Origin of the sequence: Nocardiopsis endophytica, from assembly GCF_027706725.1 — a bacterium.
Classification (GTDB): domain Bacteria; phylum Actinomycetota; class Actinomycetes; order Streptosporangiales; family Streptosporangiaceae; genus Nocardiopsis_A; species Nocardiopsis_A endophytica.
Genome location: NZ_JAQFWQ010000016.1, coordinates 58,335 through 71,791, shown reverse-complemented (window position 1 = coordinate 71,791; position 13,457 = coordinate 58,335). Strand labels below are relative to the sequence as shown.

Genomic DNA, 13,457 nt, shown 5'->3' with positions numbered 1-13,457 from the left:
CTCGATGATCTCGACGAAGGTGCTGTCAAAACCGCCGGAATGACAGCACCTTCGTCGAGATCAACGCGGAGGGGACCCGGCGGTCAGCCCTCCAGGGCCTCCTGCATGCGGTTGATGTCGGCCTGCTGCTCGGCGATGACGTCGTTGGCCATCCGCAGCACGTCGGTGTCCTTGCCGTCGATGGTGACGTCCTCGGCCATCTGGATGGCGCCCTCGTGGTGCTCGGTCATCAGCTCGACGAACAGCTCGTCGAACTCCTCGCCCTCGGCGGCCTCCAGCTCGTCGAGCTGCTCCTGGACGAGCATGCCCGGCATGTCCGTGTGGTCGATCTCGATGGGGCAGGCTTCCAGCCCGCCGCCGCCGTGGTGGCCGCCGCCGTCCTCGACCCCGGCCTCGCCCTCGCGCCACTGGGTCAGGCCGCAGGAGTCGGCGTAGTTGGGGTTGCCCTCGGCGGGCCCGTAGACGTGGGTCTCCAGCCAGTTCTCCATGGCCTCGACCTCGGGCCCCTGGGCGTCCTCGATGCGCTCGGCGATCTTGCGCACGTCCTCGTTCTCGCCCTGCTCCGGGACCAGCGGCGTCATGTCCAGGGCCTGCTTGTGGTGCTCGATCATCTTGAGCACGTAGACCACGTCGGCCTCGTTGTGGGTGATCTCCTGGTTGGCGGCGTCGATCTGCTCCTGGGAGGCGGGCGAGGCGGACTCGCCGGGGCCGCCCGGCATCACCACATCGGGCTCGTCGCCGGAGCCGCCGCCCGAGCAGGCGGTGGCCGCGGCGAGAAGGAGGGCGGCTCCGAGCGCCAGGGTGTGACGCGGCACGGGGGGCTCCTCTCGGCGGGGAAGGCGCGGCGGTCGGCCGCTCCGGGTTGTCTACTGTCATCAGGGCCGGTTTGTCCAGTATCCGTCCCGTCGCCACATCGTGACGGGGGGTGTGCGTACGGGCTGAACTGCTCTGATCGCCGCGTGTGATCATTTATGTCGTTTTTACTCATGGTCGCGGTTCGTGTGGATATGTATCTTCTTCGTGTTCACCTTCGGTATCGGCGACGATGAGGAGCCCTCATGCCGAGATCCCCCCGGGTGTCCACGAGACGCCCGCTGCGCCGGCGCGTGCTGAGCGCCGCCGTGACCCTCCTGGCCGCCGCGGGACTGACCGCCTCCGCGCTGCCGGCCCAGGCGGACACCCCCGTCGACGAGATCGACAAGAGCGACAACGTCGAGCTGATGGCCAACCTGCCCAAGCCCGAGGGGTTCGAGCCGACCAACTCGGACCTGGCCTTCACCGGTGACCACGTCATCGTCGGCAACTACAACGGGTTCGTCATCCACGACGTCTCCGACCCGTCCGAGCCCGAGATCACCGCCGCGGTGCTGTGCCCGGGCGGCCAGGCCGACGTGTCGGTCAGCGGGGACCTGCTCTACTTCTCGGTGGAGTACCCGCGGGCGAACGACGAGTGCGGGGCCCCGGAGAGCACCCCCGAGGACCCCGGCGCCTTCGAGGGCATCCGGGTGTTCGACATCTCCGACAAGTCGAACCCCGAGTACATCGCGTCGGTGCGCACGGACTGCGGTTCGCACACCAACTCGCTGATCCAGGGCGAGGAGAGCGACTACATCTACGTGTCGTCGTACGCGCCGTCGGAGAAGTACCCGAACTGCCAGCCGCCGCACGACAAGATCTCCATCGTCGAGGTCCCCAAGGACGCCCCGCAGGAGGCGGCGGTCGTCGCCCAGCCGGTGCTGTTCCCGGACGGCGGCAACGAGGACCAGGACGGCCTGCTGCGGCCGACCCAGGGCTGCCACGACATCACCGTCTACGCCGAGAAGGGCCTGGCGGCCGGGGCGTGCATGGGCGACGGCATCATCATGGACATCAGCGACCCGCTGGAGCCCGAGGTGATCGAGACGGTGCGGGACGACAACTTCGCGTTCTGGCACTCGGCGACCTTCACCAACGACGCCAAGGGCGTCATCTTCACCGACGAGCTGGGCGGAGGCGGTGCGGCCACGTGCAACGCCGAGATCGGCCCCGAGCGCGGCGCGGACGCCATCTACGGCCTGAAGGCCAAGCCCGCCAAGGGCGACAGGCCCGCGAAGGCCGAGCTCAGCTTCAAGAGCTACTACAAGATCCCCAGGCACCAGAGCGACACCGAGAACTGCGTGGCGCACAACGGCTCGCTGATCCCGGTCAAGGGCAAGAACTACTTCGTGCAGTCCTGGTACCAGGGCGGGGTGTCGGTCATCGACTTCAACGACCTGGAGAACCCGAAGGAGATCGCCTACTTCGACCGCGGCCCGGTGTCCGACACCGAGCTGGTGCGGGGCGGCAGCTGGTCGGCGTACTACTACAACGGCTACGTGTACTCGGCCGAGCGCACCCGCGGCTTCGACATCCTCCGCCTGGACGACAAGCGGCTCAAGGGTGCCGAGAAGGTGCGGTTCGAAGAGCTGAACCCGCAGAACCAGGTCCGCTACTGACGCGCCGTCAACGTCGCCGGCACAAGGCGCCTGCGCCGAGGACATGACGCCGGGGCCCACGTACCCGTAACCGGAACGTGGGCCCCGGCCCCTCTGCGCTCGGTCCTGCCGACGGCCCCGTCGTCGGCCCCTCCGCGTGCGCCTCCCTGTCGGCCCCGCGGGTGCTGGGCCCCTTCCCGGGCGCCGCGGCCGTTTTGCGGACGTCCTAACGTCGGTTCACTCCCGTCCGAAACCCGGACAGCAGGCCGGGGAGCGGCGCCGGGCCGCCGGGCCCCCGGTGGGCCCAGGCGCACCCGTTCCGGCGTGCGCACATTCCCGGTTCGTGCCCGGAGTGTCACGACGTGCACCGGCAACGGGGGAAGCGCGCAGTGTGTCGAATCGGAAGCGGTCCGGATTACCCCTCTGTACAGGAGGGGACCGGTCTATGTAGTTTGCCCCTGTTTTCGGCTCTCACCGACGAAGGAGTCCGGATGCCGACATCCCCCCGGCCGCCCCGGCGGTCCCCGCTCGCGCGCGCGGCGCGCCTCGGCATCGCTCTGACGGGCGCGGCCGCCCTGGCCATCGGCCTCGCCCCCGCCGCCGGTGCCGCCGACACCGGCGGGAGCGGCACCGACAAGAGCGACAACATCGAGCACGTGGCCAACCTCCCCAAGCCCGAGGGCTTCGACAGCACCTCGGCCTACAACACGGACCTGGCCTTCACCGGCGACTACGCCATCGACGGCAACTACAACGGCTTCGCCGTCTACGACATCTCCGAGCCCGAGGAGCCCGAGCTCGTCACCACCGTCCTGTGCCCGGGCGGCCAGGGCGACGTGTCGGTCAGCGGCGACCTGCTCTACTACTCGGTGGACTACCCCCGGGAGAGCGCCGACTGCGGGGCCGCCGAGAGCACCCCGGCCGACGCCGACGCCTTCGAGGGCATGCGCGTCTTCGACATCTCCGACATCGAGAGCCCGGAGTACGTGGCGGCGGTGCCGACGGCGTGCGGGTCGCACACCAACTCGCTGGTGCAGGGCGAGGAGACGGACTACATCTACGTGTCCTCGTACGCGCCGTCCGACCGCTACCCGAACTGCCAGCCGCCGCACGACCAGATCTCGGTCATCGAGGTCCCCAAGGACGCTCCTGAGGACGCGGCGGTCGTGTCCGAGCCGGTGCTGTTCCCCGACGGCGGCAACCCGCCCGGCACCCCGAGCCGGGAGACCAGCGGCTGCCACGACATCACCGTCTACGCCGAGAAGGACATCGCGGCCGGGGCGTGCATGGGCGACGGCGTGATCATCGACATCAGCGACCCGGTGAACCCCGAGGTCGTCGAGACGGTGCGGGACGACAACTTCGCGTTCTGGCACTCGGCGACGTTCACCAACAAGGGCGACGGCGTCATCTTCACCGACGAGCTGGGCGGCGGCGCCGGGGCGACCTGCAACGCCGAGACCGGCCAGGAGCGCGGCGCGGACGCCATCTTCGGGCTCAAGGCCAAGCCCGCCAAGGGGGACCGGCCCGCGAAGGCGGAGCTCAGCTTCAAGAGCTACTTCAAGATCGACCGGTTCCAGGAGGACACCGAGAACTGCGTGGCCCACAACGGCTCGCTGATCCCGGTGAAGGGCAAGAACTACTTCGTCCAGGCCTGGTACCAGGGCGGCGTGTCGGTCATCGACTTCAACGACCTGGAGAACCCGGAGGAGATCGCCTACTTCGACCGGGGCCCATTCACCGAGGACCTGAGCGGGTCGTGGTCGGCGTACTACTACAACGGCCACATCTACTCCTCGGAGATCCAGCAGGGCTTCGACGTCCTGAAGGTGACCGACAAGCGGCTCAAGGGCGCCGAGGACGTGGAGTTCCACGAGCTGAACCCGCAGAACCAGCCGCGCTACTGACGCCGGGCGCGCCCGGCCCCACCCATCCCCACCCCCACCGTCCGCCCGCCCCGTGAACCGGGGCGGGCGGCGTACCGACGGGGCCGCGGTCTGGGCCCGCATGTGCCCGGCCGGCCCCGCCCCTCCCACGGAACGAGGAGTTCTGCATGTCGCTATCCCCCAAGCGCAGACGGTTCGGGCGCATCGGCGCCGCCGTCGCGGGCGCTGCGGGCCTGGCGCTGAGCCTGGCAGTGGCGCCGCCGGCCGCGGCGGACACCCCGCCGGCCGACTCGGTCACCAGTGACAACGTCGAGCACGTGGCGCACCTGCCCAAGCCCGAGGGGTTCGAGAGCACCAACTCGGACCTGGCCTTCACCGGCGACTACGCCATCGGGGGCAACTACAACGGCTTCGTGATCTACGACATCTCGGAGCCGGAGGAGCCCGAGGTCGTCAGCACGGTGCTGTGCCCGGGCGGGCAGGGCGACGTGTCGGTCAGCGGTGACCTGCTCTACTACTCGGTGGACTACCCGCGTGAGAGCACGGACTGCGGGGCCGCCGAGAGCACCCCGGCCGACGCGGACGCCTTCGAGGGCATCCGGGTGTTCGACATCTCCGACAAGGAGAACCCGCAGTACGTCGCGGCGGTGCCCACGGCGTGCGGGTCGCACACCAACTCGCTGGTGCAGGGCGAGGAGACGGACTACATCTACGTGTCGTCCTACTCGCCGTCGGAGCGGTACCCGAACTGCCAGCCGCCGCACGACCAGCTCTCGGTCATCGAGGTGCCGAAGGACGCGCCCGAGGACGCCAACCTGGCCAGCGAGCCGGTGGTCTTCCCCGACGGCGGCAACCACGACCAGGACAACCTGCTGCTGCCGACCCAGGGGTGCCACGACATCACCGTGTGGTCGGAGAAGGACATCGCGGCCGGTGCCTGCATGGGCGACGGCGTGATCTTCGACATCAGCGACCCGCTGCAGCCCGAGGTCATCGAGACCGTGCGCGATGAGAACTTCGCGTTCTGGCACTCGGCGACGTTCACCAACAAGGGCGACGGGGTCATCTTCACCGACGAGCTGGGCGGTGGCGGCGCTCCCACCTGCACCGCCGAGATCGGCCCGGAGCGCGGCGCGGACGCCATCTTCTCGCTGAAGGCCAAGCCCGCGAAGGGCGACAAGCCCGCGAAGGCGGACCTGAGCTTCCAGAGCTACTACAAGATCGACCGCCACCAGGGCGACGAGCAGAACTGCGTCGCCCACAACGGGTCGCTGATCCCGGTGAAGGGCAAGAACTTCTTCGTGCAGTCCTGGTACCAGGGCGGCGTGTCCATCATCGACTTCAACGACCTGAAGAACCCGGAGGAGATCGGCTTCTTCGACGCCGACAACCGGGTGGACGAGGACGTCGAGGTGAACACGAACACCTGGTCGACCTACTACTACAACGGCTACATCTACTCCTCGGACATCGACCGCGGCTTCGACGTGCTGAAGGTCGACGACAAGCGCCTCAAGGGCGCCGAGGACGTCGAGTTCGACGAGTTCAACCCGCAGAACCAGCCGCAGTACTGAGGCTCTGAGCCTTCAGGCGACTGAGTGACGCACAGGGCCGCCGCCCCGACGGGGCGGCGGCCCGTTCGTGTCGGTGGGGGAGTGGGGGGTCTTACAGCTCCCGCCGGCGAACGTCCCTGATGAAGGAGGCCCACTCAGAGGCCGGGAACGAGAGGTGCCCGAGCCCGCGGTTCTGCGTATCACGGACGGCGATGCCGGGGGCTGAGGTCGCGGCGACCTCGACGCAGCTACCACCGCTCTGGTTGCTGTAGCTCGACTTGTGCCACGGGCCTGCGACCTCGACGCACTCGCCGCCGGTCGTGCTGCTGTAACTGGACTTGCGCCAGGACGTATAAGTCACCGAAGTTCTCCCAAAGCAGTGGAGATGAGCTCGTGCGAAGCCTCCACAGGAAGCGCCGCTCCCCTGAGGTCCTCGAAGACTCGGGCGTAGTCGGCGACATCTTCAGGCGCTTCGATCAGCGAGCTCTCGAAGCGGGTCTCGGTGTGCGCGACCTGGCCACGACCGGGGGACGTGAAGAGACTGAACGCACCATCGAGCCCGGGATGCCGGGTGCAGTCTAGAGGCACTATCTGAACCGTCACGCGAGCGGCTTCAGCCATATGCAAGAGGTGCTCGATCTGTCTCGCCATCGTCTCGCGGCCACCGATGGGGCGACGGAGGACCGACTCGTCCAACACCGTCGTCATCAGCGGAGGGCGGTCTGAGGCGAAGATCCTCTGCCGTTCGATACGTGCACGCACCCGTTCTTCGAGCTCTTCGGCACTGCTCGACGGACGGCCGGTCCGGATGATGGCCCGTGCGTACTCCTCCGTTTGTAGTAGCCCCGGGATCAGTAGAGGGCTGAATTGCCGAATCTCGGTTGCATCCTGCTGGAGGGCGGTTACCTGTCGGGCCCATTCGGCGAGTCCGCTGAAGGCATTCATGCCCTCCCACATCCGAGAGAGCGCACCCTCTGTTGAAAGTGCCTGGTCGAGCTGGGCGAGATGCTCCGGATTGGTGCCCCGTACACCCCGTTCGAGGCCACTGATGGTCCCGTAGGACAGCATGACCCGCTTGCCGAGCTGCGTCTGTGTCAGCCCAGCTTGGATCCGTAGTCGTCGTAGTTCGCGTCCGAGTTTCACCCACTGTGGGCGACTCCTGTCGCTCATGGTCAACATGATTGAACCGCTGCTGAACCTGCGTCAACCAGAATGAACAAAAATCCGCAGTTCAGTTGACTTGCTAGTGGATTGACTTGTGCGTCAAGCAGGATCAATACCGAAGCGGCCCCGATCGGCGGTAGCGCGCCGGACCGGGACCTGAGCCCACGACCTGGAATGACAGGTGAGGACCTGATGGGCAACCCTATCCGTCCGCCCGATGCGCAAGCCGCCCGATTCGGCAACTCTGGGGACGACCCTTCCGCCCCCTCCAGCGCCTACAACCTCTTCCTCCTCCTCGCGTGCGACCTGCGGGAGACCTGGACCCTCCGCTGGGCGGGGGACGACCACCTCCGCCCCGACCTGTACATCGCCGAGCGGCGCACCGAACTCCCGGAGCACGCCCGCGCGGTCGGCGCCACCGGCCGCGTCGCCGCCCGCGACATCGACGAGTTCGCCCGCCGCCTCCGTGACCAGGAGGCCATCGACTGGAGCATCGGCCTGCACCCGCACCGTTGACACGCACGACCACCGCGGAATGACCGCACCATGACCGCCGTGGCCCGGTTCCCCTGGGGAACCGCGGGCGCCCGCCCGGTCCGCCGGGCACCCGCGGGGTGAATCGGGCCACGGTCCGCCGTCTTCTACGCTGGGCCTGTGAGCATCCCGACCCCAGTCACCGCGCCATGAGCAGCAAGCAGAGCGTCCACGAGCGCTACACCGCGATCATCGCCGAGATCATGGGCAGGCGCGTCGAGACCGACATCGACCCCACCACCGAGCGCGTGCGGGAGGTCCTGGACCTCCTCGGCGACCCGCAGCGCAGCTACCGGGTCATCCACCTGACCGGGACCAACGGCAAGACGTCCACGGCCCGGATGATCGACGCCCTCCTGCGCGAGCGCCACCTGCGGGTGGGCCGCTACACCAGCCCGCACCTGCGCACCGCCCGCGAGCGGATCGTCCTGGACGGGGACCCCGTCTCCGAGGAGGCGTTCATCGCCGCCTACGAGGACGTCATCCCCTATATCCGCATGGTCGACGAGGGCTCCGACGTCCCGCTGTCCTTCTTCGAGGTGATCACGGTGATGGCGTTCGCCGTCTTCGCCGACGCCCCGGTGGACGTCGCCGTCGTCGAGGTCGGCCTCGGCGGCACCTGGGACGCGACCAACGTCGCCGACGGGGACGTCGCCGTCGTCACCCCGATCGGCATCGACCACACCGACTTCCTCCCCGACACCGTCGAGGGCATCGCCGAGGAGAAGGCGGGCATCATCAAGCCGGGCGCCATCGCGGTCCTGGCCCAGCAGCAGCTCCCCGCCGCCGAGGTGCTCATGCGCCGCGCCTCCGAGGTCGGCGCCACCGTGGCCCGGGAGGGCCTGGAGTTCGGCGTCACCCACCGCGAGGTGGCCATGGGCGGGCAATTGGTCACGGTCAAGGGCCTGCGCGGCGGCTACGAGAACGTCTTCCTCCCGCTGTACGGGGAGCACCAGGCGAGCAACGCCGCCGTCGCCATCGCCGCCGTGGAGGCCTTCGCCGCCCCGGCCGAGGGCGACGACGAGCTGGACCCCGAGCTGATCGGGCAGGCGCTCGGCGGAGTGGAGTCCCCGGGCCGCATGGAGGTCGTGCGGCGCGGGCCGACGGTCATCGTCGACGCCGCGCACAATCCGGCCGGGATGGCGGCGACCGTCGCCGCCGTGGAGGAGTCGTTCGGCTTCACCCGCCTGGTCGGCGTGCTGGCGGTGATGGGGGACAAGGACGTCGAGGGCATCCTCGAACCGCTGGAGCCGCTGCTCACCGAGGTCGTCGTGACCCGCAACTCCTCGCCGCGCTCGCTGACCGCCGAGGACCTGGGCGACATCGCCGAGGGGATCTTCGGCAGCGAGCGGGTGCACGTGGCGCCGCGCCTGGACGACGCGATCGACCGGGCGGTGGCCCTGGCCGAGGACACCGGCGAGTTCTCCGGGACGGGTGTGCTGATCACCGGTTCGGTGGTGACGGCGGGCGACGCCGGCCACCTGCTGAAGGGGGACTGATGCGGACCATCTGCGCGGTGGTGCTCGGCTTCGAGGTGATCGTGATCGGGCTGGCCGTCCCGGTGGCGATCCAGCTCAGCGGGTTCTCCCCGGCGGTCGCCGGCGCCGTGTGGGGCGGCCAGGCGCTGGCGGCGCTGGTGCTGGCGGCCCTGCAGCGCAAGCACGCCTGGGCGCACTGGGCGGGGTGGGTCCTGCAGGCGACCCTGCTGGCGAGCGGGTTCCTGGTGCCGGGTCTATGGGTGCTGGGCATCATCTTCGCGGGCCTGTGGGTGGCCGGGGTGATGCTGGGGCGGAAGACCGACGCGATGAAGGCGGAGGCCGACGCCCGGGCCGCGGCCTCGGGCACCGACGGGGCCACCGGAGCGGCAGGGGCCGCCGAGGCGGGCTGAGGCCGAGGCAGGCTTCGAGGAGATGACGAACGGGGGCGGCGCCGGTCACGGCGCCGCCCCCGTCGTTCGTTCCGCCGGTCGGCGGGAGGGTCGTCCCCGCGCGTGCGGGGCGCTGGAAATGCTCATCGGGCAGGGAACGATCAAACAGTCTCCATCCCCGCGTTCGCGGAGCGGTACAGCACAATAGGCTGACACGCCTCGGGCGCCAATGCGGGCGGGAACGCGACCGCCCTGACCAGCGTCCCAGGTACGGGCCGACGCCTCCGCATCCCCCTTCCCCCATGAAAGGGCGCCACGATGGCGAATCCCCCTCCGTACCCTCCCCACCCCCACGGGCGGCCGTCGCCGCAGGGGCCGCCGGGGCCGGGCCCACAGCCCGGCCGCCCGCAGCCGCCCCACGCTGCCCCGCCCCCGCAGGCGAACCCGTCCCCGCAGCCGCCTTCGCCGCCGAAGAGCAACGGCGTCGTCCGCCTCGGCGGGGCCGGGCTCGCCCTCGGCGCGCTGGTGCTCTTCGCCGCCCTGCCGTTCGCCCCGTGGCAGGTGCCCGACGATGACAGATACGTCGACGCGGGGGAGGGGCGGACCTGGCTGGAGCTGCTCACCAGCGGCCACATCGAGAACATGCTCGGCCCCGGCCTGATCGCCCTGTCCGGGCTGTTCGCCGTACTGGTCGGGGTCATCGCCCTCATCATGGGGCGCGGCGGCACCGGCTACCTCGGGTTCGGCGTCGGCCTCTTGGCGGCGCTCGGGGCAGGGGCCGCCGGGGTGGGCTCCTTCTACTTCGCCGTGATCAACCTCGAATACGGCGTGGACCACGTCCTCTTCGGAACGTGGGGCCTGCTCATCGCGGCTCCGGTCCTTGCCGTGTCGTGCGTGATGTGCCTGGTGGGAGGGCTGAAGACCCGCCGGCCGAAGGCGCACCGCGGGCGCCCGGCATGACTCGGGGCTAGAAGCGGAAGTGGTGCGCGGCCTGAGGGGTGAGCAGCAGGCCGAACACCGTGCCGCTGAGGGCGGCCAGGGGGAGGAGGGTCAGCACGGGGACGGTCTCGCCGTCGACGGCCGCCGACACCATGGCCAGGAGGAACACCCCGCACACGATCCCTTCGAGCACGAGGGTGCCGACGCGGACTCCTCTACTGCGACGGCCGAAGCGGGCCGCCAGGACGAGGGTCGGCACCATGACGCCGAAGGCGACCACCCCGAACGCCACGGCGACGATGCCCACCACGAGGATCACGATCGCCACCCCGATGGCGGCGAGTGCATCGAAGAAGTCCGCCGGCGGCTCGGCCCCTCCGAGGGGTGAGTCGGCGACGAAGACGAGCAGGGCCAGCCCCGCCAGGCCCAGAAGGACCGCCAGGGCGGCGGCCGCCCCTTGGGCCCACAGGAGGATGCGGGCGATGACGACCGGCATGGGCGTCGGGGTGTCCGGGGCGTCCGCGGCGTCGCCGAGCGGGGCGTTCGTCGGCGGCAGGGCCCACACCGGCCGCCCCTGTGGCTGTGGATGGCCCATGTGCGGCTCCTCGCCCATCGGGTCCGAAGTGGCCCCACCGTACCGGCGGTCCGCACCTGGACGCCTCACCCCAGGCGTTCCGCCAGCTGCTCCAGGCCGCCTCGGATCAGCTTCCCGTAATCGTCGTCGTTGAGGGTGCCGATCGTGGCCCGTGCGTGATCGAGGTGCTCCCGCGCGCGGTCGAGATCGCCCAGCTTGCGGTAGCACTCGCCCAGGTTGAGATGCAGTGACGGGTAGAGACCGGCGACGGACAGCGGTACCCCGGCCTGCGCGGCGCGCTCATCCGTGATGTGGTCGGCGGCGGAGAGCGCGCGCAGGTCCCAGGCCAGTTCTTCGGCAACGTCGTCCTGCACGTCGGCCATCGAGTGGGCGAGGACGCACACGTGCAGGGGGTCGCCCTGGTCGCCGCCGATGTCGTCCCAGATCCGGGCGAAGAGGTCGCGGGCGTCTTCCCGTCGACCCTGGCGGTGGTTGAGGTCCACCGCCTCGCCGATCCGGGCCATGATCGGGTCGGTGGTCATCGGAGGCTCCCTCGTCGGTGTCGGTTGGCCTTCACAGCGCCTAGACGACTCCCGCCATCACACAGCCTTCCGCGTCCTGGCTTCCTCGGCGAGTCGGGAGAGGTCGCGTCCACCGCCGTATCCGAAGGACGCAGAGGAGCCCTCGAAATCCATCTCCACCTCGTCGAAGATCGCGAGTGCCTCCCGAGCCCTTCTGCGCTCGGCGAATGATTCAAGGGCGGCGTTGATCGTCGCCACCTTAGTTCCGGTGCCCAGCTCTTCGCGGGCTGCGTCGAGCCATTCGTCATTGACATCAACAGTGATCCTCGTCATGCATCGGTTATAGGCCACAGTTGCGGGTTCGTGGTGTGCTTGGTTGAACTTTTCTGGTGCTCTCAGTGCGTGTGAGCCAGCATCAAGAGTGTGTGTCCTTGGTGCGTGTCTCCGTTTGTGTGACGCCGGTCCCTCACACCACGACCGCGCCCAGGGACACCGACCTCGGTGCCCCCTTCGGGGCCGTGTAGGCGTTCCACGCCTCCGCCAGCCTCCGCACGCCCTCCGCCAGGCGGTCCGGGGCGGGGGAGAACGGCAGCCGCAGCCGGTCGCGGCTCCCTCCCGAGGCGTCGATGGCCGGGCCCGGCAGCACCGCCACCCCGTGCCTGATCGCCACCTGCGCGAAGGACGCCGCGTCCCCGCGCGGCAGGCGCGCCCACACCGTCTGCCCCCCGGCCGCCGGCGGGCACTCCCACTCCGGCAGCCGCCGCCCCATCTCCTCCAGCAGCAGGTCGTGCCCCGCCCGCAGCTCCGCGATGCGGCGCCCGCGCACCTGCTGGTAGTCCTCCAGCAGCGCCGCCGCCACGAGCTGGGACCCCACCTCGCCGCCCAGGTCCCGCATCGACTTCAGCCGCGTCAGCCGCGCCACCAGCTCCTCACGGGCCCGCAGCCACCCCACGCGCAGCCCGCCCCAGGCCACCTTGCTGAGCGAGCCCACCGTGACCGCCTCCCCGTAGGCCGCCAGCGGCGGCGGGGCCGGGGAGCCGTCCAGCGACAGGTCGGCGGCGACCGCGTCGTCCACCAGCACCACCCCGTACTGCGCCGCCGCCCGCACCAGCCGCCGCGCCGCCAGCGGCGGCAGCACCGACCCGGTCGGGTTGTGGTGGTTGGGCACCGTGTAGGCCAGCACCGGCCGGCGCTCGGCCATCAGCCGCACCGCCCGCGCCACGTCCAGTCCCTCCGGGCCCGTGGCGACCGGCATCAGCGCGGCCCCCGACGCCCGCAGCACGTCCAGCGCCCCCGCGTACGTCGGCGCCTCCACGAGTGCCCCGTCGCCCGGCGCCACCAGGTGCTCCACCAGCAGCGACAGCGCCTGTTGCGCCCCCGTGGTGACGAGCACCTGCTCCGGCGCGGTCGGCACCCCCTGCGCCGTGTACTTGGCGGCCACCGCCCGCCGCAGCCGCGCCAGCCCCGCCGGGTGGTAGCCGAGGTCGACGGCCGAGGGCAGGGACAGCTCCCCGTACGCCCGCGCCACCTCCGGCGGCGGCTCCTCCGGGGCGGCGCAGCTCAGCACCACCGTTCCGTCCTGCGGCTCGAGCAGCTGCAGGAACATCGGGTTGACCGGGCCCTCCTCCGCCGCCGGGGGCAGCGGCACCGCCTCGGCCACCCGCGTGCCGCTGCCCTGGCGCCGCTCGATCCGCCCCTCGCCGCGCAGCTCCTCGTAGGCCGCCACCACCGTGGTGCGCCCCACCGCCAGCGCCGAGGCGAGCACCCGGTCCGGCGGCAGCACCGCCCCGGCGCGCAGCGTCCCCTCCTCGATGAGCCGCCGCAGCCGCCCGGCCAGCAGCAGGTACAGCGGCCCCCGCCCCGACGACCAGCGCCCCAGCAGCGACGCCAGGGTCCGCGCGTCCACCTTGTCCGTTCCCATGCGGACCATTCTGCCCTGATTGGCCCTGGATCAGCGGACCAATCC

14 protein-coding genes are annotated in these 13,457 nt (G+C 70.4%); 7 read left to right on the top strand and 7 right to left on the bottom strand.

What is annotated here, in order from left to right; all coding sequences use genetic code 11:
• Window positions 1-83: 83 nt before the first annotated feature.
• On the bottom strand, window positions 84-815 hold the full coding sequence (locus O4J56_RS08170) for a DUF305 domain-containing protein (protein ID WP_270684828.1): 732 nt from the start codon (window positions 813-815) through the stop codon (window positions 84-86).
• Between the two features lie 243 nt (window positions 816-1,058).
• Between O4J56_RS08170 and O4J56_RS08165 the strand changes: the two genes are divergently transcribed.
• From O4J56_RS08165 to O4J56_RS08155, 3 genes are all read left to right on the top strand, one after another.
• Entirely contained in the window at window positions 1,059-2,474 is a 1,416-nt protein-coding gene (locus O4J56_RS08165; RefSeq protein ID WP_270684826.1) for an LVIVD repeat-containing protein, read from the top strand.
• Between the two features lie 470 nt (window positions 2,475-2,944).
• Window positions 2,945-4,360 (top strand): LVIVD repeat-containing protein, encoded by a 1,416-nt coding sequence (locus O4J56_RS08160; protein WP_270684825.1) that lies wholly within the window; start codon window positions 2,945-2,947, stop codon window positions 4,358-4,360.
• Window positions 4,361-4,506: 146 nt separating this feature from the next.
• Window positions 4,507-5,913: an LVIVD repeat-containing protein gene (locus tag O4J56_RS08155; protein ID WP_270684823.1), complete on the top strand. Its 1,407-nt coding sequence runs from the start codon at window positions 4,507-4,509 to the stop codon at window positions 5,911-5,913.
• 91 nt (window positions 5,914-6,004) lie between these two features.
• Here O4J56_RS08155 and O4J56_RS08150 read toward each other — a convergent pair whose 3' ends face one another.
• A complete protein-coding gene (locus O4J56_RS08150; protein WP_270684821.1) occupies window positions 6,005-6,253 on the bottom strand; it encodes a DUF397 domain-containing protein in 249 nt (82 codons plus the stop codon).
• Window positions 6,250-7,062, bottom strand: a complete 813-nt coding sequence (locus O4J56_RS08145) for a helix-turn-helix domain-containing protein (RefSeq protein ID WP_270684820.1) — start codon at window positions 7,060-7,062, stop codon at window positions 6,250-6,252. The genes O4J56_RS08150 and O4J56_RS08145 overlap by 4 nt, the downstream gene beginning before the upstream one ends.
• Before the next feature lie 186 nt (window positions 7,063-7,248).
• On the opposite strand from O4J56_RS08145, the gene O4J56_RS08140 reads away from it, so the two are divergent.
• The 4 genes from O4J56_RS08140 to O4J56_RS08125 all read left to right on the top strand — a co-directional run bounded on the left by O4J56_RS08140 (window position 7,249) and on the right by O4J56_RS08125 (window position 10,417).
• On the top strand, window positions 7,249-7,572 hold the full coding sequence (locus O4J56_RS08140) for a hypothetical protein (RefSeq protein WP_270684818.1): 324 nt from the start codon (window positions 7,249-7,251) through the stop codon (window positions 7,570-7,572).
• Between the two features lie 167 nt (window positions 7,573-7,739).
• A complete protein-coding gene (locus O4J56_RS08135) occupies window positions 7,740-9,089 on the top strand; it encodes a bifunctional folylpolyglutamate synthase/dihydrofolate synthase (RefSeq protein WP_270684816.1) in 1,350 nt (449 codons plus the stop codon).
• The gene (locus O4J56_RS08130; RefSeq protein ID WP_270684815.1) at window positions 9,089-9,478 is read left to right on the top strand and encodes a DUF4233 domain-containing protein; all 390 of its coding nucleotides are present in this window, start codon (window positions 9,089-9,091) and stop codon (window positions 9,476-9,478) included. The genes O4J56_RS08135 and O4J56_RS08130 overlap by 1 nt, the downstream gene beginning before the upstream one ends.
• A gap of 297 nt (window positions 9,479-9,775) precedes the next feature.
• Window positions 9,776-10,417: a hypothetical protein gene (locus O4J56_RS08125; protein WP_270684813.1), complete on the top strand. Its 642-nt coding sequence runs from the start codon at window positions 9,776-9,778 to the stop codon at window positions 10,415-10,417.
• A gap of 7 nt (window positions 10,418-10,424) precedes the next feature.
• Here O4J56_RS08125 and O4J56_RS08120 read toward each other — a convergent pair whose 3' ends face one another.
• The 4 genes from O4J56_RS08120 to O4J56_RS08105 all read right to left on the bottom strand — a co-directional run bounded on the left by O4J56_RS08120 (window position 10,425) and on the right by O4J56_RS08105 (window position 13,412).
• The gene (locus O4J56_RS08120) at window positions 10,425-10,991 is read right to left on the bottom strand and encodes a hypothetical protein (RefSeq protein ID WP_270684811.1); all 567 of its coding nucleotides are present in this window, start codon (window positions 10,989-10,991) and stop codon (window positions 10,425-10,427) included.
• A 65-nt stretch (window positions 10,992-11,056) separates the two neighbouring features.
• On the bottom strand, window positions 11,057-11,512 hold the full coding sequence (locus tag O4J56_RS08115; RefSeq protein ID WP_270684809.1) for a tetratricopeptide repeat protein: 456 nt from the start codon (window positions 11,510-11,512) through the stop codon (window positions 11,057-11,059).
• A gap of 57 nt (window positions 11,513-11,569) precedes the next feature.
• On the bottom strand, window positions 11,570-11,824 hold the full coding sequence (locus O4J56_RS08110; RefSeq protein ID WP_270684807.1) for a type II toxin-antitoxin system VapB family antitoxin: 255 nt from the start codon (window positions 11,822-11,824) through the stop codon (window positions 11,570-11,572).
• A gap of 133 nt (window positions 11,825-11,957) precedes the next feature.
• Window positions 11,958-13,412 (bottom strand): aminotransferase-like domain-containing protein, encoded by a 1,455-nt coding sequence (locus O4J56_RS08105; RefSeq protein WP_270684805.1) that lies wholly within the window; start codon window positions 13,410-13,412, stop codon window positions 11,958-11,960.
• Window positions 13,413-13,457 lie beyond the last annotated feature (45 nt).

What these genes read in the sequence shown, in the direction of transcription:
- O4J56_RS08160 (WP_270684825.1), top strand. Translation starts at nt 2,945, where the DNA reads ATGCCGACATCCCCCCGGCCGCCCCGGCGGTCCCCGCTCGCGCGCGCG.
- O4J56_RS08110 (WP_270684807.1), bottom strand. Translation starts at nt 11,824, where the DNA reads ATGACGAGGATCACTGTTGATGTCAATGACGAATGGCTCGACGCAGCC.
- O4J56_RS08130 (WP_270684815.1), top strand. Translation starts at nt 9,089, where the DNA reads ATGCGGACCATCTGCGCGGTGGTGCTCGGCTTCGAGGTGATCGTGATC.
- O4J56_RS08135 (WP_270684816.1), top strand. Translation starts at nt 7,740, where the DNA reads ATGAGCAGCAAGCAGAGCGTCCACGAGCGCTACACCGCGATCATCGCC.
- O4J56_RS08155 (WP_270684823.1), top strand. Translation starts at nt 4,507, where the DNA reads ATGTCGCTATCCCCCAAGCGCAGACGGTTCGGGCGCATCGGCGCCGCC.
- O4J56_RS08140 (WP_270684818.1), top strand. Translation starts at nt 7,249, where the DNA reads ATGGGCAACCCTATCCGTCCGCCCGATGCGCAAGCCGCCCGATTCGGC.
- O4J56_RS08125 (WP_270684813.1), top strand. Translation starts at nt 9,776, where the DNA reads ATGGCGAATCCCCCTCCGTACCCTCCCCACCCCCACGGGCGGCCGTCG.
- O4J56_RS08105 (WP_270684805.1), bottom strand. Translation starts at nt 13,412, where the DNA reads ATGGGAACGGACAAGGTGGACGCGCGGACCCTGGCGTCGCTGCTGGGG.
- O4J56_RS08145 (WP_270684820.1), bottom strand. Translation starts at nt 7,062, where the DNA reads ATGAGCGACAGGAGTCGCCCACAGTGGGTGAAACTCGGACGCGAACTA.
- O4J56_RS08115 (WP_270684809.1), bottom strand. Translation starts at nt 11,512, where the DNA reads ATGACCACCGACCCGATCATGGCCCGGATCGGCGAGGCGGTGGACCTC.
- O4J56_RS08120 (WP_270684811.1), bottom strand. Translation starts at nt 10,991, where the DNA reads ATGGGCCATCCACAGCCACAGGGGCGGCCGGTGTGGGCCCTGCCGCCG.
- O4J56_RS08165 (WP_270684826.1), top strand. Translation starts at nt 1,059, where the DNA reads ATGCCGAGATCCCCCCGGGTGTCCACGAGACGCCCGCTGCGCCGGCGC.